This window comes from Polynucleobacter sp. JS-Fieb-80-E5, assembly GCF_018882015.1.
Classification (GTDB): domain Bacteria; phylum Pseudomonadota; class Gammaproteobacteria; order Burkholderiales; family Burkholderiaceae; genus Polynucleobacter.
Genome location: NZ_JACVPH010000001.1, coordinates 302,756 through 327,256, shown reverse-complemented (window position 1 = coordinate 327,256; position 24,501 = coordinate 302,756). Strand labels below are relative to the sequence as shown.

21 protein-coding genes are annotated in these 24,501 nt (G+C 46.2%); 14 read left to right on the top strand and 7 right to left on the bottom strand.

Annotated elements, in window-relative coordinates; all coding sequences use genetic code 11:
- Positions 1–165 precede the first annotated feature (165 nt).
- From ICN44_RS01450 to ICN44_RS01415, 8 genes are all read left to right on the top strand, one after another.
- The gene (locus ICN44_RS01450) at positions 166–2,499 is read left to right on the top strand and encodes an ABC transporter ATP-binding protein (RefSeq protein WP_216262267.1); all 2,334 of its coding nucleotides are present in this window, start codon (positions 166–168) and stop codon (positions 2,497–2,499) included.
- Positions 2,496–2,963 (top strand): DUF1854 domain-containing protein, encoded by a 468-nt coding sequence (locus ICN44_RS01445; protein WP_216262264.1) that lies wholly within the window; start codon positions 2,496–2,498, stop codon positions 2,961–2,963. Before ICN44_RS01450 ends, ICN44_RS01445 begins: the two co-directional genes overlap by 4 nt.
- Before the next feature lie 548 nt (positions 2,964–3,511).
- Positions 3,512–4,774: an oxalate/formate MFS antiporter gene (oxlT, locus tag ICN44_RS01440; protein WP_216262263.1), complete on the top strand. Its 1,263-nt coding sequence runs from the start codon at positions 3,512–3,514 to the stop codon at positions 4,772–4,774.
- Between the two features lie 113 nt (positions 4,775–4,887).
- Entirely contained in the window at positions 4,888–5,259 is a 372-nt protein-coding gene (locus tag ICN44_RS01435; protein ID WP_215320305.1) for a DUF2946 domain-containing protein, read from the top strand.
- 79 nt (positions 5,260–5,338) lie between these two features.
- A complete protein-coding gene (locus ICN44_RS01430; RefSeq protein WP_216262262.1) occupies positions 5,339–7,531 on the top strand; it encodes a TonB-dependent receptor in 2,193 nt (730 codons plus the stop codon).
- Positions 7,532–7,533: 2 nt separating this feature from the next.
- Entirely contained in the window at positions 7,534–8,781 is a 1,248-nt protein-coding gene (locus ICN44_RS01425) for a sialidase family protein (RefSeq protein ID WP_216262261.1), read from the top strand.
- Positions 8,778–9,254 carry a TlpA disulfide reductase family protein gene (locus ICN44_RS01420; RefSeq protein ID WP_216262260.1) on the top strand — a complete coding sequence of 159 codons (477 nt, stop codon included), beginning with the start codon at positions 8,778–8,780 and terminating at the stop codon, positions 9,252–9,254. Before ICN44_RS01425 ends, ICN44_RS01420 begins: the two co-directional genes overlap by 4 nt.
- 37 nt (positions 9,255–9,291) lie before the next feature.
- Positions 9,292–9,768, top strand: coding sequence for a copper chaperone PCu(A)C (locus tag ICN44_RS01415; RefSeq protein ID WP_215320296.1), 477 nt, complete (start codon positions 9,292–9,294; stop codon positions 9,766–9,768).
- 85 nt (positions 9,769–9,853) lie between these two features.
- Here the strand turns inward: ICN44_RS01415 and ilvD are convergent, their stop codons facing one another.
- A complete protein-coding gene (gene ilvD, locus ICN44_RS01410) occupies positions 9,854–11,545 on the bottom strand; it encodes a dihydroxy-acid dehydratase (RefSeq protein WP_216262259.1) in 1,692 nt (563 codons plus the stop codon).
- A gap of 229 nt (positions 11,546–11,774) precedes the next feature.
- Here ilvD and ICN44_RS01405 point away from each other — a divergent pair, with 229 nt between their 5' ends.
- Together ICN44_RS01405 and ICN44_RS01400 are read left to right on the top strand one after the other, a co-directional pair.
- Entirely contained in the window at positions 11,775–12,404 is a 630-nt protein-coding gene (locus tag ICN44_RS01405; protein WP_216262258.1) for a response regulator transcription factor, read from the top strand.
- Between the two features lie 77 nt (positions 12,405–12,481).
- Complete coding sequence (locus ICN44_RS01400; protein ID WP_216262256.1) at positions 12,482–13,492, top strand: helix-turn-helix domain-containing protein; 1,011 nt, start codon at positions 12,482–12,484, stop codon at positions 13,490–13,492.
- A gap of 34 nt (positions 13,493–13,526) precedes the next feature.
- Here the strand turns inward: ICN44_RS01400 and ICN44_RS01395 are convergent, their stop codons facing one another.
- From ICN44_RS01395 to ppa, 3 genes are all read right to left on the bottom strand, one after another.
- Complete coding sequence (locus ICN44_RS01395) at positions 13,527–13,865, bottom strand: P-II family nitrogen regulator (RefSeq protein ID WP_072583818.1); 339 nt, start codon at positions 13,863–13,865, stop codon at positions 13,527–13,529.
- A gap of 70 nt (positions 13,866–13,935) precedes the next feature.
- Entirely contained in the window at positions 13,936–15,555 is a 1,620-nt protein-coding gene (locus ICN44_RS01390) for an NAD+ synthase (protein ID WP_216262254.1), read from the bottom strand.
- 31 nt (positions 15,556–15,586) lie between these two features.
- On the bottom strand, positions 15,587–16,123 hold the full coding sequence (gene ppa / locus ICN44_RS01385; RefSeq protein WP_216262252.1) for an inorganic diphosphatase: 537 nt from the start codon (positions 16,121–16,123) through the stop codon (positions 15,587–15,589).
- A 182-nt stretch (positions 16,124–16,305) separates the two neighbouring features.
- On the opposite strand from ppa, the gene ICN44_RS01380 reads away from it, so the two are divergent.
- Complete coding sequence (locus ICN44_RS01380) at positions 16,306–18,366, top strand: sodium-translocating pyrophosphatase (RefSeq protein WP_216262250.1); 2,061 nt, start codon at positions 16,306–16,308, stop codon at positions 18,364–18,366.
- Positions 18,367–18,477: 111 nt separating this feature from the next.
- Here ICN44_RS01380 and trxB read toward each other — a convergent pair whose 3' ends face one another.
- Positions 18,478–19,434: a thioredoxin-disulfide reductase gene (gene trxB, locus ICN44_RS01375; protein ID WP_072583823.1), complete on the bottom strand. Its 957-nt coding sequence runs from the start codon at positions 19,432–19,434 to the stop codon at positions 18,478–18,480.
- 39 nt (positions 19,435–19,473) lie between these two features.
- Here trxB and ICN44_RS01370 point away from each other — a divergent pair, with 39 nt between their 5' ends.
- Genes ICN44_RS01370 through serS form a run of 3 tightly spaced genes read left to right on the top strand, consistent with a single transcriptional unit; the run spans position 19,474 to position 23,835 of the window.
- Positions 19,474–21,786, top strand: a complete 2,313-nt coding sequence (locus ICN44_RS01370; RefSeq protein WP_216262248.1) for a DNA translocase FtsK — start codon at positions 19,474–19,476, stop codon at positions 21,784–21,786.
- A 9-nt stretch (positions 21,787–21,795) separates the two neighbouring features.
- Positions 21,796–22,476, top strand: coding sequence for an outer membrane lipoprotein carrier protein LolA (locus ICN44_RS01365; protein ID WP_216262247.1), 681 nt, complete (start codon positions 21,796–21,798; stop codon positions 22,474–22,476).
- Positions 22,477–22,524: 48 nt separating this feature from the next.
- A complete protein-coding gene (gene serS / locus ICN44_RS01360; protein WP_216262246.1) occupies positions 22,525–23,835 on the top strand; it encodes a serine--tRNA ligase in 1,311 nt (436 codons plus the stop codon).
- On the opposite strand, the gene ICN44_RS01355 is transcribed toward serS, so the two are convergent.
- Together ICN44_RS01355 and ICN44_RS01350 are read right to left on the bottom strand one after the other, a co-directional pair.
- Complete coding sequence (locus tag ICN44_RS01355) at positions 23,832–24,254, bottom strand: type II toxin-antitoxin system VapC family toxin (RefSeq protein ID WP_216262245.1); 423 nt, start codon at positions 24,252–24,254, stop codon at positions 23,832–23,834. The genes serS and ICN44_RS01355 overlap by 4 nt on opposite strands.
- Positions 24,254–24,499 carry an AbrB/MazE/SpoVT family DNA-binding domain-containing protein gene (locus ICN44_RS01350; RefSeq protein WP_072583827.1) on the bottom strand — a complete coding sequence of 82 codons (246 nt, stop codon included), beginning with the start codon at positions 24,497–24,499 and terminating at the stop codon, positions 24,254–24,256. The genes ICN44_RS01355 and ICN44_RS01350 overlap by 1 nt, the downstream gene beginning before the upstream one ends.
- Positions 24,500–24,501: the final 2 nt, after the last annotated feature.

Sequence of the window (24,501 nt, the reverse complement as noted above, 5' to 3'; positions counted from 1 at the left end):
ACGCGTCAGACAGTCTCTCTGTTTCTAATAGTTATTTGAAAAACTCACAAATTCAGCAAAAATACATAAAAGGGCCTACTTAGACAATTTAACGGCTTTTGACCCTCTAAAGTTGACAGGAGCAATAAATCTAAAAAATTCAGCTCCACTATACTTTTAAGGTCAATGAAGCCACAAATCCTACCTTTTGCCCCCGTGCTACCGAGCTATTGGTTGTCTGTTTTGGGGGCCAAAACTTCCCCAGTAAAGAGCCCTGAAGCCCTACTAGCTTGGGTTGAGCTCGATTTAGGCCTCGATTTACGCTTTGAAAAAAGCCTGCTTTTACTCAGTGAACAAGGCTTGTTTTGGACAGACGGCAATACATTTGAGTCTTGGAAACTAGAGAAAAATACTCATTTAATTCACGGTGATCATGCTGGAGTAGGGCATTTGCGCCTGGAAACTCCCGATAAATTGTTGAGATCCTGGAATTTCACCCTGGCGGTAAATCCTCAAGTACTTCGCCTGCAATCTAGTTTTAAGCAATTAACTCGTGGCGAGGAAATGAGCAATGGTGAGGTCAGCGAGTATGACAAGCAAGTTTGCCCAGTTTGCTTAAGCCCTAAGCCCGCGAATTCGGATTCTTGTCCGACTTGTGATCCTGAGGATGATGCACCGCCATCTACATGGACGCTCTTCAAGCTTTGGCGTTTTGCACGCCCTTACAAGAAACAATTGTTGTTGGGTTTTGTGTTGACTCTGTTATCTACAGGCGCGACTTTAATTCCGCCGTATCTCACGATGCCTTTAATGGATCATGTGTTGATTCCATATGAGCGCGGCAATCCTATCGATTTTCATTTGGCCAGCATGTATCTGTTGGCATTATTTGGCGCTGCAATTGTTGCGTGGGGTCTGGGTTGGTGGAAGACCTATTTACTTGCATTGGTGAGTGAGCGCATTGGTGCTGATTTACGCAATACTACTTTCGAACACCTACTCAAACTTTCACTGGAATACTTTGGCGGCAAGAGAACGGGTGACTTGATTGCCCGCATTGGCGCTGAGACAGATCGTATTTGCGTTTTCCTCTCCTTATACGCACTGGACTTTGCTACCGATGTGTTGATGATCACCATGACCGCGGCCATCCTGGTATCCATTGATCCTTTACTGGCCTTGGTTACCTTGGCGCCATTGCCATTCATTGTTTGGATGATTCATGTCGTGCGCGATCGTTTGCGTTTTGGTTTTGAAAAGATTGATCGCATCTGGTCTGAAGTAACTAATATTTTGGCGGACACTATTCCAGGCATTCGGGTAGTCAAAGCATTTGCACAAGAAGACCGCGAACTCAAGCGCTTCGTGGATTCTAATAAACATAATCTACAAATCAATGATCGCGTGAATCGCGTGTGGGGATTGTTTTCTCCTACGGTAACTTTGCTAACTGAAACCGGTTTACTAGTGGTGTGGGGTTTTGGTATCTGGCAAGTTGCGCACCAGAAAATTTCTGTTGGCGTCTTGATTGCTTTCTTGGCCTATATCGGACGTTTTTATATTCGCTTAGATTCCATGAGTCGGATTGTTTCTCATACTCAGAAAGCAGCCGCTGGCGCTAAACGTATTTTTGATATTTTGGATCACGTCTCTAGCGTTCCTGAGCCTATCAATCCAGCCCCATTAGGCGAAGTCAAAGGCCGTATCTCCCTGCGTGGCGTAGGCTTCCGTTACGGTAACCGTGCCGTATCTAAAGGCATTGACTTAGATATCGCTCCCGGAGAAATGATTGGCCTAGTAGGTCATAGTGGTTCTGGTAAGAGCACTTTGGTGAACTTGATCTGCCGCTTCTATGACGTGAGCGCGGGATCGATTTCCTTGGATGGTCGTGATATTCGCAGTATCAGAATTGCTGACTATCGCAAGCGTATTGGTTTGGTATTGCAAGAACCGTTTTTATTCTTTGGAACGATTGCGGAGAATATTGCTTACGGCAAACCTGATGCAACTCGCGAAGAAATTATTGAGGCAGCACGCGCTGCCCATGCCCATGAATTTATTCTTCGCCTCCCTCTAGGCTATGACTCCCTGGTAGGGGAGCGCGGCCAATCTCTCTCTGGTGGTGAACGTCAGCGCATATCAATTGCACGAGCATTACTGATTAATCCAAGCATTCTGATCCTAGATGAAGCAACATCATCGGTTGATACCACTACTGAAAAAGAAATCCAGCGCGCTTTGGATAACTTGGTTAAGGGCCGCACTACGATTGCAATTGCCCACCGTCTCTCCACCTTAAGAAAAGCGGATCGCTTAGTGGTTCTAGATAAAGGTGAGATTGTTGAAATAGGCTCTCACGATCAATTGATGGAAGCCCAGGGTGCGTATTACACCCTGTATCAAGCCCAGCTGCGTCATGCTGCGGAGCTCGTTGAAGGCGGTGCTATTGGTGAAAGTCTAGATGAAGCTCAAGAAGAAAGACTGGAAGAAGTTGCTAAGCAAGTTGGGGGTGGGGTATGAGCGCGACTCATCAGCTAGAGCGTGATGCGCTAGGACGTCTAGTCTTTATCGACAACAAGGGTGAGCGACACATTGGCGTTCATCCTGTCAGAGCTTTTCCAATTACTGCACCTGCTGCGGGTATTGGCATCATGAATCAATCTGGAAAAGAGCTTTGCTGGTTTTCGGATGTCACCGCTATTTCTGAAGCAGAGCTTGGATTGATCGAGGAAGAACTGGCTGAGCGCGAGTTCATGCCAGTCATTGAAAAGATCACTAAGGTTTCTACGTTCGCTACCCCTAGTATTTGGGATGTCGAAACGGATCGAGGCCCAACTCGAATTCGCCTCAAGGGCGAAGAAGATATTCGTCGAATTGCTGGCAATACATTGCTGATTGCCGATTCCAACGGGCTGCAATTTCTCATCAAAGACTCTACCCAATTGGATAAAGTCAGTAAAAAACTGCTAGACAGGTTCCGCTAAAAAGGGATTTACCGCACAAATCCCCATTCGGCAGGCGTATCCCAGGCATTTTCCCCTAAATTGAGTTAATTCCTTGTAAAAACATAGGCTTACGACACTTTTGCCCGTTTTTTAGGCCTATTGCACTGCAATAGTATTAGGGTTATACTCTAGGTACTAACCCTTAAGGAGATTCAAATGACTGTTTTATTGAATATGATCAACCAGCTTTTTTCTGAAAGCAAACCAAGCCAAGACAAGCCTGCTCGTCACTATGATTTCGACGGCGCATATCGCGGCATGTAATTAAAAAATTACAGTAGTTCAAAAGCCACCTTTGGGTGGCTTTTTTGTTTTCTGGTGTCACTCGTCTGTAGCGCCGCGCATCTGTTGATTTACCTGTGTAAAGCTTATATTTCATAGGGTTAAGGCAAGGGTAATCACTAGTGGGGATTTGAGTGAATCTTGATTACTGTCAAGTATTCCAATGTGTAAATGCTTAAAAATCACATAACCCAAATTTTTGGGCGTGATAAGTATTTATAAAAAGTAAAAATAGGAGATTCAGGATGAGCGGCGAGAAAACTGCAGGACCTTTAGGAGGTCGTTGGTTTCAGCTACTAATCGGCGTTGTTTGTATGTCGATGATTGCAAACTTGCAATACGGTTGGACTTTGTTTGTAAACCCAATTGACGCTAAGTTTGGTTGGGGTCGCGCAGCGATTCAAGTTGCGTTCACTATTTTCGTATTGACTGAAACTTGGTTGGTACCAATCGAAGGCTATCTCGTAGATAAATTTGGCCCACGCCCAGTGGTATTTGTTGGCGGTCTTTTGTGCGGTCTTGGTTGGATCATGAACTCCCATGCTGATACTCTCACCATGCTCTATACGGCTGCTGCTGTTAGTGGTGTAGGTGCTGGTGCTGTTTACGGCACTTGCGTAGGTAATGCGCTCAAGTGGTTCCCAGATCGCCGCGGTTTGGCTGCTGGTGTAACTGCTGCAGGCTTTGGTGCAGGCTCTGCTTTAACCGTGATTCCAATTGCAAAAATGATTGCAGAGCAAGGCTATCAAGAAACTTTCTGGTTCTTTGGCATTGGTCAAGGCGCAATTGTTGTTGTATTGAGTTTGTTGCTCTCCAAGCCAATCAAGGGCGCTATCACCACTGTTAAGGCTGCAGTTGCTCAGACCCGTAAGGACTTCCGTCCAATGGAAATGGTTAAGCAACCAGTATTCTGGATCATGTACATCATGTTCGTGATGGTTGCTGCTGGTGGCTTGATGGCTACTGCTCAATTGGCTCCAATCGCTAAAGACTTCCAGGTTGCTGGCGTAACAGTGAGCTTGCTGGGTCTGGCATTACCGGCTCTGACTTTTGCATTGACTATTGATCGCGTTTTGAACGGCTTAACCCGTCCTTTCTTCGGTTGGGTATCAGACAAGATTGGTCGCGAACAAACAATGACTTTGTGCTTCTCATTTGAGTGCTTAGGTATTCTTGGTCTTTACTACCTCGGCCGTGATCCAGTCATGTTTGTTCTATTAACTGGTTTAGTGTTCTTTGCATGGGGTGAGATTTACAGCTTGTTCCCATCAACCAACGCCGATACATTTGGATCAACTTACGCTGCCGGTAATGCAGGTCTCCTCTACACTGCAAAAGGAACTGCTTCATTGTTAGTGCCTTTGTCTAGTGTATTGGTAGCTACTACTGGTGGTTGGGAAGCGGTATTCTGGGTTGCTAGTATCTTGAACGGTACGGCTGCAATCTTGGCTTGGTTTGTATTGCGCCCAATGCGTCGCAAACTCATCGAGCGTTCTGCTTCTATGTAATTCAGGTCAAAAGCCTAATAAAAAAGGGTCTTCGGACCCTTTTTTATTGCCTGCACCAATACGAGGGCAAATCCAAGATGAGGTTGGGGAAAATCAGATAGAATTCCTTCATCATGAGTTCCTCCAAAAACCGCTTCGTTCACTGGATTGCTGCCTTAGCAATCGCAATGAGCGCGCTGGCGCCAGCCGCATCTCAAGCGGTTTCAGTGGCTAAGCATGGCGAAGGTTTTGCAATGGAGATTTGTTCTGTCGATGGCAGCAAGATGCAAATCGATGTTCAAGATGACGGGAAAGACGTTGCCAATCAAATGAAGCCTTGCCCGTATTGTGTAGCGCAGAGCGTTATCACTCCGGCATTCAACACTAATCTCAGATTTGAAGCTCCGCAGACTTTCGCTTTGCTGCCTCAGCTTTTCTATCAATCACCCAAACCACTTGCTGTTTGGATAACCCCGCCTTCAGCAGCTCCACCAGTACAAGCCTAATCAAATTAGGGCATAGCCTAGCTATGTAGTTGGCAACGATTTAATCAATACGTTGTCGTATTGTTCAGTGGAGCAGTAAATGTTATTTCAGCAAAAGAAAATCAGCGTATGCGTGGGTGTGCTATTTGGGTCTGTACTAATCAACGCGCAAGCACAAATTGCGCAGCCACCCGACTACGGTCAAAAAATAGGTGATGTGGTTGTTAGTGCCACTCGCTCTGGTACCGAGCTAAAGGACATGACTCAAAACACTTCTATTTTGACGAATGAAGATATTCAAAACGCCCCGGAAATGACGGTTGACCAGGTCTTAAAGAATCAAGCAAGTGTATTTTTAAATGATCAACCGTATTATGAAAAGGACCCCACCGGTCAGAGTTTGAATGTCCGTGGTCTTGGTGCTGCGCGGACTCTAGCATTGATCGATGGACTGCCTGCAAACGACGCTATGTATGGAACCATTCAATGGAATCTTGTCCCCCTCTCAGCAGTGCAGGATGTAGAACTGGTTCGCGGTGGCGTCTCCAATCTTTATGGCAACTATGGCATGGGTGGTTTAATCAACATCACTACCAAGCCCATTAACGATAACAAAGGCGAAGTGTCTGCCAGTTATGGTTCATACAATACAAGCAATGTGGCTGCTTCAAAAGAAGTGGCAGTAAATGACGTATTAAAGCTACGAGCATCTGCGGACTACTTTAATACGGATGGTTATATTAACCAGCCTACTATTTCTCCGGCAACAGTCTATCCAGCAAAGAATAGAGCAGGGCAGTCAGCACCTCTATTGCCTGGGATGGGTCCTGAAAGCGCTAACAGTGCAAATTACCGACTTCAAGGAGCCTTGAAATTAAGTTCTGATACGGATGCTTTTTTTAATCTTGGTTCCCACAATATGCAAAATCTACCATCTGGTGGATATAACTTTGCTACCAAGACAACTCAAGAAACTACTTTTTCTGGAGGAGCAACTACGCGTTTGAGCGCAACCCAAAAGGTTCAGGTGAATGCTTTCTACGAAAACACCACTCTCTGGCAGCAAAATGTCAGTAATAGCGGTGCAACACCAGCCTATATTAGTGCCAACTATAACGATCCTTATTCAACGCTGGGGGCATCTGCGCAATATACCCATGACTTAAAGGATCAAACCATTAATCAGGTAGTAGTAAGTGTTGATGGAAGACAGGTAGCTGCACAGAATTTAACGAATTCCTTTAGCTCTGCTGCTGGATATGCAAATGGAGTGGTTACCTCTTCTGATTACGCAAAAGGTCAGCAACAGTTTTATGGTGTGATGGCGCAAATGAAGGCCAAAACAGATGCCATCCCATTGCAAGCCACTCTCTCGCTTCGAGAGGATCAATGGCAAAGTCAGACTCCAACCTATTGGATCGCAGGTGCAAATGGTGTTCAAAATTACACCAATGTCCCTAATCAAAATGCATATAAGTTCAGCCCTAATCTGGGCTTGTTATTACAGGCCACTAAGGAGTGGGACTTTAGGGGTGCGGCCTATCAGGGTTTCCATGCGCCTGGTTTGAACAACACGCTTCGTACTTATGGAAATTCAACGAGCGTTAGCCTGGCCAATCCATTGCTGAGCCCCGAGAACATGACTGGTTATGAACTAGGGACTGACTATCGTTGGAATGCAGGCTTTGTGCAGATCACGGGCTTTAATGCGAATGTAAAAAACGCAGTTTATGCACCCAATGTTTCTCAGGCGCAAGCTGCTGCTGCAGGTTGTCCAATCTCAGTTTGTACCGGAGCTAATGGCCAAACATTTAGTTTGTATGGCAATAATCAGAATCTTCAAAGTCGTGGACTTGAGGTACAGGCACATCATGATCTCAATGCTCAGTGGGCTGTTGATGGTACATACACCCATACGAACACCATCCTTACTTGGATTGGTTCGGGGGTTAATGCATCCTTAAATCCAATCGGATCTCAGGTTGGTGGTGTGCCACAAAACATGGGTTATGCAGGAGTGACCTATATGCCGCTTCCAAAGACTAGTCTGACAGCCAATGTTCGTTATATTGGTAATTCTTGGTTGGATGGCGCGCATACCTTACCAGTTCCTTCCTATGCGGTTGTTGGTTTAAAGGTGAACCATCAATTAACGCCAGAAGCCTCGGTATTTGCCAGTGTGATCAATATGTTCAATCGAAGCTATATCACTTACGGTACGGGAACTAGTCAAGGAAGTTATATCGCTGGGCAACCACAGAGCATTACTGTAGGTGCACGTATCATCTTCTAATCATGAATCTGATCCCATACTCTTTTAATCGATTCTTATTGCTTGGAGCGTTTCTATTGGGGGCGCTGAGCTTTCCTGCGCAGGCGCAAATGCAAATGGATCATTCGTCTATGGTTAGTGCAAAGCCTGGCAATACCTGTCAGGGCGCTGGTTTGGAGTGCGCCAATGCTGCAACCCCATTTTTTACGCAGGATGGAAAGCTTCTGTTGGCATGGACGGCAAATGGGGTAGTTGCTGTTGCGCAGTCTTCCGATTTAGGAAAAACATTTTCACCAGCAGTCAAAATTGCTGAGCACGGTAAATCATTAGATGCTGGCGCTGATGCACGTCCACAAATTGTTGCTGATAAACAAGGGAATGTCTTTTTGGCATATGCATTTTTCAAAGATGCTCACTGGAATGCGCAAATTAATACCACTAGATCGACCGATGGGGCTAAGACATTCACCAAACCAGAGTCCTTGGTCAATGACAGCTCCAGTCAGCGTTTTCCATCCGTTCTGATAAAGCCAGATGGCGATATTTTTATCTCTTGGATCGATAAGCGTTTAGTTTCTGCTGCGAAGCAGGGTGGACAAAATCGTCTTGGCGGCTCAATTGCCTATTCTTTTTCTCAGGATGGCGGCAAAAACTTCCAGGCAGAGCGCTTTGCTAATGAGAGTAGTTGTGAGTGCTGTCGCATTGGTGGCAGCCTTGATCCAAAAGGTAATCCGGTGCTAGTGTACAGGGCAATATTTCCTGGAGGCATTCGGGATCAGGCTAGCCAAGTAATTTCAGCTTCAGGTGCTGGACCAATCCGTAAGGTGGCTGATGACAACTGGAAAACGGATGCTTGCCCACATCATGGGCCATACATAGCAGTATCAAATGACGACACATTCCATGTGGCTTGGTATACCCAAGGCAGTAAGCGCTCCGGAGTGTTTTATGCAAACTCTAGCAACCAAGGGGCTAGCTATACCAAGCCTAGTCGCGTAGGCTCTGAAAGTGCCAATGTATCCAGGCCATATCTATTGGCATTGGGCCAGCAAGTTTGGTTGGTATGGAAAGAATTCGATGGTGTGCAATCTTCCGTATATTTAAAAGAATCTAGCGACAATGGAAAAACTTGGGCAACTCCTAAAATACTATCTAGTACAGCAGGGTATAGCGACCATCCTTTGTTGCTAGCTCAAGAGAATCTTGTATTTTTATCCTGGCTTACGCGTCATGATGGATACCAGTTAATTAATATTGGACAAAAGCAATGAAAAGATATTGGCTCTTTTTTATACTCGCCTTATCGGTGACTGGGTTTACCTTTGCCGATCCAGTTTCTCTGAAGCCTTATCAGGCAGGCGATTGGAAATCCATCATCAAAGCTGCAAATGGTGGACCTCTAGCTATTAATTTTTGGGGGGTGACTTGCCCATCCTGCGTTAAAGAGATGCCGCAGTGGGGTTTGTTTATCAAAAACAATCCAAGCGCTAAAGTAGTTTTTATTCAGGTTGATGATGTATCAATCGAGTCGATGAAAAAAATGTTGAGCAAAGCAAATCTGGATAAGGCCAATAATTATTATGTCGCAGCGCCTTTTGATGAGCGCTTGCGCTATGAAATCGATCCTAAATGGCATGGCGAAACACCGACAACCATAGTGATCGATAAAAATGGTAAAGCTACCAGAAAAACAGGCTTAGTAGACTTTCAGCAATTACAAAATGCTTTGATGGTTAAACCATAATTAAATGTATCGCTTATCAATTACCGGGAGAATGTAAATGAAGACAAAACTATTAGTAACACTGTGTGCCGTTGCGGGGATGGCTTTCGTAGGGACGACATGGGCGCAAAACGTTTCCAAAACCGTCACTACTAACGCTATCAAAATTGAAGATGCTTATACCCGTGCCACAGTTCCTGGTCAGCAGGTAGCCGGTGGCTTTATGAAGATTGAAAACAAAGGCGCTGCTGATCAATTGATCTCTGCCAGCTCACCTGTTGCAGGTGAGGTGCAGCTCCACGAGATGGCAATGGAGGGCAATGTCATGAAGATGCGTCAGGTAAAAGATATTACTGTGCCAGCAGGTGGCGCTGTTGAATTAAAACCTGGCGGCTTGCACTTAATGTTTATCAACATTAAAGCTCCATTAGCTGCAGGTGAAACCGTTCCCGTGAAGCTGAAGTTTGCTAAGGCAGGTGATGTTGAGGTCAAGATGCCAGTTAATGCAATGGGTGCTGGAGCTATGAAGCACTAAGTCAATTGATTGGGTGGTACACGCAATAAAAAAGCCCCTAGTTTTACCTGGGGGCTTTTTCTTTTAAAGCTTTTGCTTTGTTAACTTAGTCACCCAAGTTCAAGTCAGTTACTGCGCCTTTACTTGCAGTACTTGCAAGGCGAGCATATTTTGCCAATAAACCACGAGTGTAGCGAGGCTTAGGTTGCACCCAAGCTGCGCGACGCTTCGCAATTTCTGCTTCATCAACGTTCAATTGAATCAGTAGTTGATGAGCATCAATAGTGACTGAGTCACCTTCATGAATGAGGGCAATCGTGCCACCTACGTAGGCTTCAGGAGCTACGTGACCCACAACCATACCCCAGGTGCCACCAGAGAAGCGGCCATCAGTGATGAGGCCTACAGACTCACCTAGACCTTGTCCAACAAGAGCAGAGGTTGGTGCAAGCATCTCACGCATCCCTGGGCCGCCTTTAGGACCTTCATAACGAATCACAACAATGTCACCATCCTTGATCTTCTGCGCCATGATGGCTGCCATGGCGTCGTCTTCAGAATCAAACACACGAGCTGGACCAGTGATCGAAGGATTCTTAAGGCCAGTAATCTTGGCGACACAACCCTCTGGAGAAATATTGCCCTTCAAGATTGCCAAGTGACCTTGTTTGTACAAAGGATAATCTAAGGTGCGAATCACTTTTTGATCAGCGCGCGGTACTGACGGAACATCTTTTAGTACTTCAGCGATTGTCTTGCCGGTAATGGTCATGCAGTCACCGTGGAGCAATCCGCCATCAAGCAAAATCTTCATTACTTGTGGAATGCCGCCGGCTTGATGCAAGTCAGTTGCAAGGTAAGTGCCGGATGGTTTCATATCCACGATCACAGGAACGCGCTTACGAATACGCTCAAAGTCATCGATTGTCCAATCGATTTCAGCTGCGCTGGTGATGGCCAAGAAATGCAATACGGCATTTGTGGATCCGCCAACTGCCATGATCACACTGACAGCGTTCTCAATGGACTTCTTGGTGATGATGTCACGGGGACGCAAGTTATTTTTGACTGCTTCAACCAGTACGCGCGCTGATTCGGCAGCACTCGCTACTTTTTCAGCATCAACGTTCGCCATCGTAGAGGAGTAGGGCAAGCTCATGCCCAAAGCCTCAAATGAGGAGCTCATGGTGTTTGCGGTGTACATCCCGCCACAAGAGCCGCTACCTGGACAGGCGTGCTGTTCCACACCTTTTAAATCTTCTTCACTCAATCGACCGGAAGTAAATTCACCAACCGCTTCAAATGCAGAAACAATATTGAGTTCCTTGCCTTTGTAATGACCTGGCTTAATCGTGCCGCCATAGACATAGATGCCGGGTACGTTCGTGCGGGCTAAAGCCATCATGCCGCCTGGCATGTTTTTATCGCAACCACCAATGACGACAACGCCATCTTGCCAAAGACCATTTACACACACTTCAATACTGTCAGCAATCACTTCACGTGACACTAGGGAGTACTTCATACCCTCAGTGCCCATACCGATACCATCGGAAACGGTTGGTGTGCCAAACACTTGTGCTTTTGCACCAGCCGCTTCTAGAGCTTCAACAGCAGCGTCAGCTAATTTTTGTAAACCACTATTACAAGGGGTAATAGTGGAGTGGCCGTTCGCAACGCCAACCATTGGCTTTACGAAATCCTTTTCTTCGTAACCCATTGCGTAATACATCGAACGATTAGGTGCGCGAGCGACCCCTTCGGTGACCATGCGCGAGCGTTCATTAAGGCGTTTCATGCTTATTACTCCAGAAAAGGTTTGTGTCGAAAGGCTCTATTGTGCCGTGAGATGGGTTAAGGGTGCTCTAGATCGATGAGCTCCTATTAATTACTAAAAATGTTGCACTGCAGTATGAAAATGCCAATGAAATCATTGATTTAGGTCTAAATATTAGCTAAGGAGCTAATAGCTTAGTAAAAGAGGCTGCAGTACATTAAGTCATCAATCACTTTTCCCTTTGAATTCAATGACTAAAGTCGGCCACATATACCTAGTTGATGATGACGAGTCGATGCGCATCTCTCTATCTAGAATGCTACGTGAATTAGGTTATCTCGTCGATGACTATGCGTCTGCTACCGTTTTCTTGGAAAAATCAGTTCCGGTATCTCCAGCCGTCATCTTGTTGGATATGCAGATGCCGGATATGACTGGCCTTGATTTACAAGAAAAACTGCAAAAGTTAGGTCGTAAAACGCCCATTGTATTTGTGAGTGGTCAAAGTCATCCGCACCAAATCGTTCAAGGCCTTAAGCGAGGCGCGCTGGATTTTTTATTCAAGCCATTTAATTTAGAGGAGCTCTTAAAGGCAGTGGCTGATGCAATTGATTTTGATAGTCGCCAACTCAAGCGAGTTTCTTTGGATGTAGAAGCTAAGAAAGACTACGAAAGCCTCACTCCTAGAGAGCGTGAGGTATGTGGATGGCTTGTTAAGGGCCTCCTAAACAAGGATATTGCCGTAAAACTAGGAACCACTGATGCCACCATTAAGGTGCACAAGGCTCGGGTGATGGACAAAATGCATGCGGATTCTCTTCAGGAGTTGGTGAGGAAGTACCTTGAATCTAACCTTGATAATCACCCATTAAATCACTAGCTTTGTGGCTAATCACCATTACTCCAGTTTGGTATTATTATCACCTTATTAATTCCACATGAGATCGTTGCTGCGCAGTGAATAAACCGGTCAAACTTCCCGAGATTCGCAAAGAGGCATTTACTAAGGCCAGAGAAAGCCTTGACCTCAGCACGAAAGATCTTTCGGGAATGGCTTGCCTTTCTGTTCGCCAAATTGAGCAGATTGAAAATGGTGAGACCAGCTCTTTCTACGGTGATCAAGTGAAATTCACAGCAGCAAAAAAAGTAGCTGGCTTACTTAAGCTCGCACCTGAAGAGGCATTTGTTTTTTCTGGTGTCGCGCAACCTGTTAAAGCGAGTGATGTTGAGGAGAAATTGCAGGGGGAGACAAAAGCTTCTGCGGAAGAAAATAAGGCAAAGACTGAGAGCGCCAAAGAAGAAAAAGAAACTGCACCAGCAGCGACTGCAAAACAAAAACCTCAGAAGAGTAACGTTAATAAAATTACAGACAGTGTTGTTGACTATCGAGTGAAGTCAGCGGCTTCTGCAAATCCTAAAAAGAAATTATTCCTACTGTTGGCAATTGGCGCGGCCGTGATTTTCTCTGTAGTGAACTTGCGCCCCCTATTTTTTCCTGAACCGGTTAAAGAGGAAGTGGTGATTATTCAAGAAGTAGCACAAGAGCCTGCCCCGGCAGATGCTCCGGCAGAGGCAAAGCAAGCCCCAGCAGCAGTACCAGAGACAACTCCATTAGCGGTTAGTGCGGAATGCCCGCCTGCAGATGCATCTGCACTCAATTACAGGCCCGAAGCCCCTAAAAAAGCGGGTGACATGGTTTATCTGCAATCAAAGACTGCGCAAACAGTATGTGTGGTGGATGCTACAGGTAAGACCCAGAATAAAACTCTAGAACCTGGAGTTGGTACGAGTGTTTATGGCAAGCCGCCATTAAAGGTTTTAACTGGTGGTTTAAATCAGGTGGATTTGTATTACCAAGGTGCAAAGGTGCGCGTGGGAAATACAACTAGTAAGACAATTATTTTGGAGCCGGCTGAAATGATTCAGCCTGCAGCTCCTCCAACCTCTACTGACTCTCAGCTACGTTGATGGCCTGAGAGGTTCGCAGGTTTAATTCGTTGAATTAAACTGCAGCGTTATCGGTTTCACCAGTACGAATACGAATCACTTGCTCTACTGCAGTCACGAAAATTTTGCCGTCACCAATCTTGCCGGTACGTGCAGCTTTAGTGATTGCCTCAATAGCTGCTTCAACACGGTCATCAGAAACCACGGCTTCCACTTTTACTTTAGGCAAAAAGTCGACTACATATTCAGCGCCACGATAGAGTTCAGTATGGCCTTTTTGACGGCCAAAGCCCTTAACTTCGGTAACGGTCAGACCTGTAACGCCGACTTCCGCCAATGACTCACGAACTTCATCGAGTTTGAACGGCTTAATGATGGATGTAATTAATTTCATGTGTTCCCCCTAATGCACTAATCATACCTAGATCTGTCCTGAAATACCAAAAACCAACCCGCTGAGCGTTCTAGGCTCTAAATTGGGAGGTAATGGGGTAGCGCCAATCGCGGCCAAAGGCGCGAGTGGTTACGCGAACCCCCGGCGGGGCTTGGCGACGCTTATATTCATTAAGCTTGATCAAGCGAGTCACTTTTTCTACGCTCTCAGCATCAAAGCCTGCAGCAATGATTTGGGCAATTGATTGGTTTTGCTCCATATAGAGCTCAACAATGCCATCCAGCACTTCATAAGAGGGCAGGCTATCCTGATCTTTTTGGTCTGGACGTAACTCTGCCGAAGGTGCGCGGGTCAGAATTCGCTCCGGAATGACTGGCGCAATACTATTACGATAGGCGCATAAGCGATACACCAAAGTCTTAGCGATATCTTTAATGACTGCAAAGCCACCCGCCATATCGCCATAGAGTGTGCAGTAGCCTACTGCCATTTCGCTCTTGTTGCCGGTAGTCAAAACAAGTCGACCTGTTTTATTAGATAGAGCCATCAGCAGAGTGCCACGCACGCGTGCCTGAATATTCTCTTCGGTAGCATCTACTGTTAAACCTTTGAATTGCTCCGCTAGAGATGCTTCTAAAGCATCTACCGGCCCGCTAATCGGAATCTCGTCGTATTGCACGCCTAAGTTCTGGGCCATCTCCCTTGCATCGATCCAAGAGATATCGGCGGTATAGCGAGAGGCCATCATGACGGTGCGTACCTTGTCAGCACCCAAGGCATCCACGGCAATTGCCAATACCAAAGCTGAATCTACACCGCCAGATAGGCCAATAATCACGCCAGGGAAGCGATTTTTGGTCACATAGTCACGTACACCCAAAACCAGCGCTTGATAGGCCTGTGCCTCAACGGATTGGGGTGGGGTGATCAGACCTTTTTCTAGCTCGCCAGTTGCTGTCACGGTAACAAGGCCTAGGCCGGTTTCAAACTGAGGCATTGCCATCACGACTTTGCCATCACTATTTAATGCAAATGAGCCGCCATCAAAAACTAATTCATCTTGACCGCCAACGGCATTGACGTAAACCAGTGGCATTTTGGTTTGTGCAATATGCCCGCGGAGCACTTCAATACGCAAGGCTTCTTTTTGCAGGTGGTAAGGAGAGGCGTTGGGGACTAACAATACTTGTGCGCCAGCAGCATGAGATTGTTTAGCGGGACCTGCATGCCAGGCATCTTCACACAAGATCAATCCATAGCGAACACCTTCGCATTCAAAAACACAAGCTTGATTACCAGGTACGAAGTAGCGAACTTCGTCAAATACTTCATGGTTAGGTAATTCTTGTTTTGCGTAGCCCGCAATGACTTTGCCGTTTCGTAAAACAGATGCGTAGTTTTGCAAACCTGCAGATGTTTGTTTGGGGTGACCGACGATGACTGTTAGATCAGAGTACTGAGCTAGCTCTTTCATCAAGAGCTCGAGCTGTGATTGTGCCGCCTCAATAAAAGCAGGGCGGAGGAGTAAGTCTTCTGGGGGATAGCCGGTGAGCGAAAGCTCAGGGGTGACTACGAGTTTGGCGCCTTGTGAGTTGGCATCTAGAGCGGCTTTGTGAATGAGTTGCGCGTTGCCAGCCAAATCACCCAGTAATGGGTTGATTTGGGCTAAGGCAATTTTCTGCGTGCTCACTCCGAATCACAAAGCCTTTTCAATAAAAGAATTACTTGTTCTCTTTGTTGTAGCGCTCGATGCCTTCAAGAATTTCTTTATGAGCATCAGCAACGCCACCCCAACCTCTCACTTTTACCCATTTACCTTTTTCGAGATCTTTATAGTGCTCGAAGAAGTGTTGAATTTGATTCAAGCGCAATGGGTTCATGTCTTCAGGTTTTTGCCAGTGTGTATAGATAGGCAAAATTTTGTCTTCTGGAACAGCCAATAATTTAGCGTCTTGACCAGCCTCATCTTCCATTTGTAGGATGCCAATTGCACGGCAGCTAACAACAACACCTGGAATGAGTGGAAATGGAGTAATTACGAGAACATCAACAGGGTCGCCATCACCGGCAATCGTTTTATTAATGTATCCGTAGTTACATGGGTAGTGCATTGCAGTGCCCATAAAACGGTCAACGAAAATTGCGCCAGACTCTTTATCCACTTCGTACTTCACTGGATCAGCGTTCATTGGGATTTCAATAATGACGTTGAAGCTTTCAGGGATCTTTTTACCTGGCTTGACTTTTTCGAGACTCATAAATACTCCGAATATTGATTAGTAAATACCCTGATCCTATCAAGGGTGAGCAGGGGTGATTCTGTTACATACTGATACAGCTTAAAGACCATAGTTTAAAGCTTTCGGAAACCAGGTCTACCTAAGTGCAGTTATACAAAACAATAAAGATTAACAAATGATTAACTTTGGGGAGTTCAAGCATGAGTAATGTCACTTTAGGCTTGTATTTTGCCTTGGCATGCGGTGTCCTGGCCGTGATTTACGGTTTTGTGATGCGCGGCTGGATTTTGAAGCAAAGTACGGGCAATGCCAAAATGCAAGAAATTGCTGAGGCGATTCAGCAGGGGGCGGCAGCGTATTTGTCACGCCAATATAAAACGATTGCCGTTGTTGGGGTGGTTCTGGCCATTCTCATGGCGCTCTTCCTTGATTTTGCGACCGCGATTGGCTTTGTCATTGGTGCTGTGCTTTCTGGTGCTTGCGGCTTTATTGGTATGAATGTCTCAGTACGCGCAAACGTGCGGACAGCGGAAGCGGCTACCAAGGGTATGAACGAAGCGCTTAATGTGGCATTCAAAGGTGGTGCCATTACCGGCATGTTGGTTGTTGGATTGGGTCTCTTGGGTGTTGGTCTCTTCTTTATGTTCCTTGTATCGATTGGCGCTGGACAAGATCTTTCTTCCGTATTACATCCCCTAATTGGTTTGGCATTTGGTTCTTCCTTGATTTCGATCTTTGCTCGTTTAGGTGGCGGCATCTTTACTAAAGGCGCAGACGTTGGCGCTGACTTGGTCGGTAAGGTTGAGGCTGGGATTCCGGAAGACGATCCACGCAATCCTGCGGTGATTGCTGATAACGTTGGCGACAACGTTGGCGACTGCGCAGGTATGGCGGCGGACTTATTCGAAACTTACGCGGTTACGCTGATTGCAACCATGGTGCTGGGATCCTTAATGGTTTCTAGCGCACCAGTGGCTGCGATTATTTATCCATTAGTACTGGGCGGCGTTTCTATCATCGCCTCCATCATTGGTTGCTCATTTGTCAAGGCAACACCTGGTATGAAAAATGTGATGCCTGCTTTGTATAAGGGCCTAATCATTGCTGGTGGTTTGTCACTGATTGCTTTCTACTTCGTAACCAACTTCATCATGCCAGACGATGCGCTAGGTATTCTTGGTAGCCAATGGCGCTTGTTTGGATCAACCGTCGTGGGCTTATTACTGACAGCAGGTTTGGTATGGATTACCGAGTACTACACCGGTACCCAGTTCAAGCCAGTGCAACATATTGCTGAAGCCTCAACCAAAGGTCACGGCACCAACATCATTGCTGGCTTAGGTATTTCGATGAAGTCAACTGCTTACCCAGTGCTCTTTGTTTGTGCAGCGATTTTTGCGGCGTATTGGTTGGCTGGTTTGTATGGCATTGCGATTGCTGCAACAGCCATGTTGTCCATGGCAGGCATTGTGGTGGCACTTGATGCATATGGTCCAATTACCGATAACGCCGGTGGTATTGCTGAGATGGCAGGCTTGCCACAATCAGTGCGCGATATTACCGATCCATTGGATGCAGTTGGCAACACTACTAAGGCAGTTACTAAAGGCTATGCAATTGGTTCAGCCGGTTTGGCATCGCTTGTACTCTTTGCTGACTACACCCATGCTTTAGAGGGTATGGGCCAACAAGTGTCTTTTGACTTGTCCAATCACATGGTCATCATTGGCCTCTTTATTGGCGGGATGATTCCTTACTTGTTTGGTGCGATGGCGATGGAAGCAGTAGGTCGTTGCGCTGGTGCGGTGGTAGAAGAGGTGCGCCGTCAGTTCCGCGATATCCCTGGAATTATGGAAGGCACTGCCAAGCCAGAGTACGGCAAAGCTGTAGATATGCTGACTTCTGCTGCTATTAAAGAAATGATCGTTCCTTCCCTCTTGCCAGTAGTTGCCCCAGTTGTTGTTGGTCTCTTATTAGGACCTGCAGCATTGGGTGGCTTACTCATGGGAACTATCGTGACTGGCTTATTTGTAGCGATCTCGATGTGTACGGGTGGTGGTGCTTGGGATAACGCCAAGAAATATATCGAAGAAGGTCACTTCGGCGGTAAAGGTTCTGAAGCTCACAAAGCTGCAGTGACGGGCGATACCGTTGGCGACCCTTACAAAGATACTGCAGGCCCTGCCGTTAACCCACTCATTAAGATTATTAATATCGTGGCATTACTTATCGTGCCACTCTTGCCAATGGCTTCTCGTTAAGTAATACGTAGTCATTAAATGCAGTAGCAATCAGACTGCAGCAAACAAAACGCCTAGCATTGCTAGGCGTTTTTTATTTCACACTTACTTTAAGTTCTAAGCAAATAAAACTTACTCCAAAGTTTCTAAATAACGTTGCGCATCTAATGCGGCCATACAACCTGTGCCAGCACTAGTAATCGCTTGACGATAGATGTGATCTTGAACGTCGCCGGCTGCAAAGACGCCAGGAATATTAGTAGCAGTGGCATTGCCTTCAAGGCCTGAATGGGTCTTGAGGTAGCCATTGTTCATATCGAGCTGACCAACAAAGAGTTCGGTATTCGGTTTATGGCCAATGGCAATAAAGGCGCCAGTTACAGCAAGGTCTTCAGTGCTGCCATCTTGTTTCTTAATGCGCACACCAGTTACACCTTTTTCATCACCTAGAACTTCGTCGAGAGTGGAGTTCAGTTTCAGCTCCACTTTGCCTTCAGCAACTTTTGCCATGAGACGATCATTCAAGATTGGTTCAGCACGGAACTTATCGCGACGATGAATCACGGTTACTTTTTTAGCAATACCAGTAAGGTAGAGCGCTTCTTCAACTGCAGTGTTGCCACCACCGACTACGCACACATCTTGATTACGGTAAAAGAAGCCATCGCAAGTTGCGCAACCAGAAACACCGCGACCCATGAATGCTTCTTCACTTGGTAAGCCAATATATTGAGCAGAAGCGCCAGTAGAAATAATCAAAGCATCGCAGGTATAGGTTCCGGAATCCCCAACTAGGCGAATCGGCTTTTCTTTCAGGGCTGCTGTATGAATATGGTCAAAAATGATTTCAGTATTAAAGCGTTCAGCATGCTTTAAAAAACGCTCCATGAGTTCTGGGCCTTGAACGCCATCGGCGTCCGCAGGCCAGTTTTCGACGTCAGTCGTGGTCATTAATTGACCACCCTGAGCTAGGCCGGTGATGAGGGTGGGGTTTAAATTGGCTCGGGCTGCGTAGACGGCTGCTGTATAGCCAGCAGGGCCAGATCCGAGGATCAGAACTTTGGAGTGTTTTGGGGTATTTGTAGTCATATTCAAATTATAGATTTGCTTGATTACAATCGATGGAACATGGCAAGAACCGCATACCCGAAGTCCAAGGCTCCAATGAGCTCCCAATCCCCAGAGAATGGCCCGCAGGGCAGGATGCCCCGTCTCTTATTGGAGGCTCGTTGGTTCATCTCTCTGGGCTTGTGCCTGGGCTTATTGGCCATTTTGCTGACCTATTCCAAGGCTGATCCAGCTTGGTCCCATGCTAGTTTTGAGGCTCCCAAGAACCTGGGGGGTCGTTTTGGGGCCTATTTAGCGGATTTAATGCTGTATATCTTTGGTATTTCTGCCTTTTGGTGGGTTGCTCTCTTTGGGCGCCGTGTCTTAAATGGCTGGCGTGAGCTTTGGAGCATACCTTTGCCGCCTGATCCGGATGCTAAGCCAGACTCTCTACTAATGCGTTGGTTGGGCTTTGGACTGACTCTATTCTGCAGTATGGGTTTGGAGTCCATTCGCATGCATTCGCTGTCCTGGGAGCTCCCTAGACCTCCTGGCGGTATTTTGGGTGAGCTGATTGGTGACCCATTGCAAATGTCTCTTGGTTTTACCGGCTCCACTTTGGTTCTCCTATTTGGTCTTTGTGCTGGCCTGTCTTTGTTCTTGCATTTCTCCTGGCTGGACGTTGCTGAAAAAGTAGGGCGTTTCTTGGAGGTGACTTATCACCGCATTCGTGAACGTCGCGATAGCGAAGAAGATCGTAAGTTAGGTGAAGCAGCTGCTGAAGAGCGTGAAGAGTTTGTGGAAGAGTTCCGCGGACGCGTTGAGGTTGCAGCGCCAGTGCAAATCGTACGTGCTCCCATTGAGATTCCAAAGAGTGCTCGTGTAGAGCGCGAAAAACAGCAGCCATTGTTTGTGGACATTCCTGATTCAGAATTACCGCCACTTGCATTGCTTGATCCAGTTCCAAAGGCAAAAGAAACGATCTCTGCTGACGTGCTGGAATTTACTTCACGCTTAATCGAACGCAAGTTAGCTGAGTTTAATGTTCAGGTGAAAGTGATTGCCGCCTATCCTGGCCCAGTAGTGACTCGCTACGAGATTGATCCTGCGATTGGTGTAAAGGGCAGTCAGATCGTGAATCTCTCACGTGACTTAGCACGCTCACTAGGCGTTGTCAGTATGCGTGTTGTAGAAACCATTCCTGGCAAAACTTGTATGGCTCTGGAGTTACCAAATCCCACACGCCAGTCTGTTTATTTGTCAGAGATTCTGACCTCACAGGTTTATAACGATAATCATTCCTTGCTGACTCTAGCCCTAGGTAAGGACATCTCTGGCAGCCCAATGGTGGCTGACTTAGCAAAGATGCCTCACTGTTTAGTTGCGGGCACTACGGGTGCCGGTAAATCAGTTGGTATCAACGCCATGATTCTGTCGCTGCTCTTTAAGGCTAAGCCTGATGAAGTGCGTTTGATCATGATTGATCCGAAGATGCTCGAGATGGCCATCTACGACAAGATCCCGCATTTGTTGTGCCCAGTTGTAACCGACATGAAGCAGGCATACAACGCACTTAACTGGGCGGTAAATGAGATGGAGCGCCGCTACAAACTGATGAGTAAGTTTGGCGTGCGGAATCTAGCTGGCTTTAATAAAAAGATTCTGGAAGCCGAAGAGAAAGGCGAGAAGCTCACCAATCCATTTAGCTTAACTCCAGATGATCCTGAGCCAATCTATAAAGCACCAGTCATTGTCATCGTGATTGATGAGTTGGCTGACTTGATGATGGTCTCCGGTAAGAAAATCGAAGAGTTGATTGCCCGTATTGCGCAAAAGGCTCGTGCTGCAGGTATTCATTTGGTATTAGCAACACAGCGTCCAAGCGTTGACGTCATTACCGGTTTGATTAAAGCCAACGTACCAACCCGCATCTCATTCCAAGTAAGCTCTAAGATCGACAGTCGTACGATTTTGGATCAGCAGGGCGCGGAAGCATTGCTCGGTATGGGTGACATGCTCTATATGGCTCCGGGTACCGGCCTGCCAGTTCGCGTACATGGCGCATTCGTATCGGATGATGAAGTCCATCGTGTTGTGGAATGGCTCAAAGAGAAGGGCGAAGCCAACTACATTGATGGCGTCCTTGAAGGTGTTGACGAATCCAATGTGGATGCGTTGACTGGCGAGGGAGGTGGTGAAGCAGATCCCCTTTATGACCAAGCCGTTGCTATAGTTCTAGAAAATAAACGCCCATCGATCTCACTAGTACAGCGTCACCTGCGTATCGGTTACAACCGTGCCGCACGCCTACTCGAAGATATGGAAAAAGCAGGACTTGTATCTAAGATGGGTAATGGCGGTAATCGCGAGATTCTTCATCGCCCTTCAGAGTAGGCAGCCATTTTGCAAAGATTCTTATCTGCAGTATTGCTTGGAGCAGCCATTCTGTTTTCAGGAGTTGCTTATTCGCAAAGTGAAAGTGGTTCAGAACAGTTGCGTCAATTTGTACGGAACTCCAAAACTGCAGAGGGAGATTTTGTGCAGCAACAATTACGTACACCTAAAGTCAATGAATCACAAGACAAAGGTTTAAAAGTTGTTCGTCAAACCCAAGGTCATTTTGTGTTTCAGCGTCCAGGAAGATTTATCTGGGACACCCAGAAGCCATACGAGCAAAAGTTAATTGCTGATGGCAAGCAACTAATCTTATGGGATAAAGATTTAAACCAGGCGACTTTTCGTCCAGCGGGTCAGGCCTTAGCTTCGACGCCGGCGGCTATTCTGTTTGGTGAAACTTCACTTGAACAGCATTTTGACTTGGTTGAAGGCGAAGAGCGTTTAGGGATGAAGTGGGTAGCTTTGACTCCTAAAAAAGATCCCAATGCCAAGACTAAAAATGACCTGCCTTATACAAAGATCTCGATTGGCATGGCTAATGGCTTACCGAAGGCGCTGGAGTTAACCGATGGGCTTGGAAGCGTAGTCTTGGTGACTTTGGATAAGATCCAACTCAACGTGAATTTGCCCGCCAATCGCTTTACTTTCACTCCGCCAGCCGGAGCCGAAGTCTTGCGCTTAAACTAGAGCCCGTATAAAACTAAAACCTAGAACCCCTAATCTACAGAGCATCACATGATTGATCCGCAATTACTCCGTAAAGATATCGCCGCAGCTGCTGCACGTTTAGCAACTCGCAAATTCCAGCTCGACGTTGAGAAATTCAACACCTTGGAATCAGAGCGTAAATCTTTACAAACCCGCACTGAAGAATTGCAAGCTAAACGCAACCAACTGTCTAAAGCCATTGGCATGAAAAAAGGTAAGGGTGAGGATGCCTCTGCCGAAATGGCTGAAGTTGCAGGCGTTAATGTTGATATGGAATCCGGTGCCGCAAGACTGGGCACTCTGCAAGCAGAGATTTCTGATTTCTTGATGGGCATTCCCAATCTACCAGATGAGTCTGTGCCTGCTGGTAAAGATGAAACAGAAAACAAAGAAGTAAAGCGTTGGGGTGAAGAGCCTATTTTTGATTTTGAGATTAAAGATCACGTTGATCTCGGCGGTCCACTCGGTTTGGACTTTGAGGTGGCAGCTAAGATTAGCGGTTCACGCTTTGTAGTTCTCAAGGGGCCAATTGCCAGATTGCACCGCGCCTTAGCGCAGTTCATGATTGATACTCATGCTACAGATCACCATTATCAAGAGGTCTATGCACCATACATGGTGAATGCTGCTTCTATGCGCGGTACTGGTCAGTTGCCAAAGTTTGAAGAGGATCTATTTAAGGTTCCGCGCCAAATGGGCGGTGAGGACGAGGGCGGTGAAGCGAAGACTGAAAACTTTTACCTCATTCCAACTGCAGAAGTACCTGTAACGAATTTAGTACGTGACGAAATCGTTAACGCTGATAACTTACCAATGAAGTTTGTGGCTCACACACCATGTTTCCGTTCAGAAGCCGGTAGTTATGGTCGCGATGTCCGAGGGATGATTCGTCAGCATCAGTTCGATAAAGTGGAGTTAGTACAAATTACCAAGCCAGAAGATTCCATGCAAGCCTTGGAAGAGCTCACGGGCCACGCTGAGCGTATTCTGGAATTGCTCGAGTTACCTTACAGAAAAGTATTACTCTGCACGGGCGATATGGGTTTTGGTAGCACCAAGACTTATGACTTAGAGGTTTGGGTCCCTTCACAAAAAGCCTATAGAGAAATAAGCTCATGCTCCAGCATGGGCGATTTCCAGGCAAGAAGGATGCAGGCCAGATTTAAATCAGGTCAAGGCAAACCAGAATTGGTTCACACCTTAAATGGTTCAGGTCTTGCAGTAGGTAGAGCATTGGTCGCATTGCTTGAGAACAAGCAACAAGTAGATGGCAGTATTGCTATTCCGAAGGCGCTGCAGTCTTACTTGGGTGGCTTAGAGATATTAAAGCCGAATTAAATTAAAACGGCTTTAATTTTTACTCTATCAACATTTTTTGCTAATACTTTATCAAGAGTTGCCAAAGATTTAGATTTGAATTGCTTTGCGGCGGCAAGATGAAGTGCGTCACCAGCCCTGAGATTTGATTTGCTATCAACAACTAAAATTCCAGCGGAGTAATACGTTTTGCTCTCAATGGGCATTAATTCAATATCGTTTTGGCAGAGATTGTCAAATTTTTTCCAAGCTTCGCGACTCTGTTTTTCACTTAATTGATTGGTTCTGACCTTTAGGCTAAGTGCACTAGAAAATTCTGTAAACGCCCAAGTAGATGAAATCATTTTTGCGGAACTGTTTTCATGCCACATATCAACAGCGCCACTCTTTTCTTCTATTGTGCATAAGGCCACTAAAATACTAGTATCAACATAAATCATTAGTAGCGCGCCCCTGAGCGAACTTCATCCATAACTGATTTACCCATCTTCAAAGTAGCTCTAAATGCTCTAAGATCTGCTGCAATTGCTTTGCGATCTAATTTTTGCGGTCTAATAATTAGTGAGCCATCCTTAGATAGGGTTGCTTCAACCTTATCCCCATCCTTTAGTTGAATTTCTTTGATGAAAGCAGCGGGAATCCTAAGCGCTAGGCTGTTACCCCACTTTGAAATTTGAATATTCATGT

Coding starts and splice junctions, on each gene's coding strand:
- ICN44_RS01450 (WP_216262267.1), top strand. CDS start 166: ATGAAGCCACAAATCCTACCTTTTGCCCCCGTGCTACCGAGCTATTGG.
- ICN44_RS01445 (WP_216262264.1), top strand. CDS start 2,496: ATGAGCGCGACTCATCAGCTAGAGCGTGATGCGCTAGGACGTCTAGTC.
- oxlT (WP_216262263.1), top strand. CDS start 3,512: ATGAGCGGCGAGAAAACTGCAGGACCTTTAGGAGGTCGTTGGTTTCAG.
- ICN44_RS01435 (WP_215320305.1), top strand. CDS start 4,888: ATGAGTTCCTCCAAAAACCGCTTCGTTCACTGGATTGCTGCCTTAGCA.
- ICN44_RS01430 (WP_216262262.1), top strand. CDS start 5,339: ATGTTATTTCAGCAAAAGAAAATCAGCGTATGCGTGGGTGTGCTATTT.
- ICN44_RS01425 (WP_216262261.1), top strand. CDS start 7,534: ATGAATCTGATCCCATACTCTTTTAATCGATTCTTATTGCTTGGAGCG.
- ICN44_RS01420 (WP_216262260.1), top strand. CDS start 8,778: ATGAAAAGATATTGGCTCTTTTTTATACTCGCCTTATCGGTGACTGGG.
- ICN44_RS01415 (WP_215320296.1), top strand. CDS start 9,292: ATGAAGACAAAACTATTAGTAACACTGTGTGCCGTTGCGGGGATGGCT.
- ilvD (WP_216262259.1), bottom strand. CDS start 11,545: ATGAAACGCCTTAATGAACGCTCGCGCATGGTCACCGAAGGGGTCGCT.
- ICN44_RS01405 (WP_216262258.1), top strand. CDS start 11,775: ATGACTAAAGTCGGCCACATATACCTAGTTGATGATGACGAGTCGATG.
- ICN44_RS01395 (WP_072583818.1), bottom strand. CDS start 13,865: ATGAAATTAATTACATCCATCATTAAGCCGTTCAAACTCGATGAAGTT.
- ppa (WP_216262252.1), bottom strand. CDS start 16,123: ATGAGTCTCGAAAAAGTCAAGCCAGGTAAAAAGATCCCTGAAAGCTTC.
- ICN44_RS01380 (WP_216262250.1), top strand. CDS start 16,306: ATGAGTAATGTCACTTTAGGCTTGTATTTTGCCTTGGCATGCGGTGTC.
- trxB (WP_072583823.1), bottom strand. CDS start 19,434: ATGACTACAAATACCCCAAAACACTCCAAAGTTCTGATCCTCGGATCT.
- ICN44_RS01370 (WP_216262248.1), top strand. CDS start 19,474: ATGGCAAGAACCGCATACCCGAAGTCCAAGGCTCCAATGAGCTCCCAA.
- serS (WP_216262246.1), top strand. CDS start 22,525: ATGATTGATCCGCAATTACTCCGTAAAGATATCGCCGCAGCTGCTGCA.
- ICN44_RS01355 (WP_216262245.1), bottom strand. CDS start 24,254: ATGATTTATGTTGATACTAGTATTTTAGTGGCCTTATGCACAATAGAA.
- ICN44_RS01350 (WP_072583827.1), bottom strand. CDS start 24,499: ATGAATATTCAAATTTCAAAGTGGGGTAACAGCCTAGCGCTTAGGATT.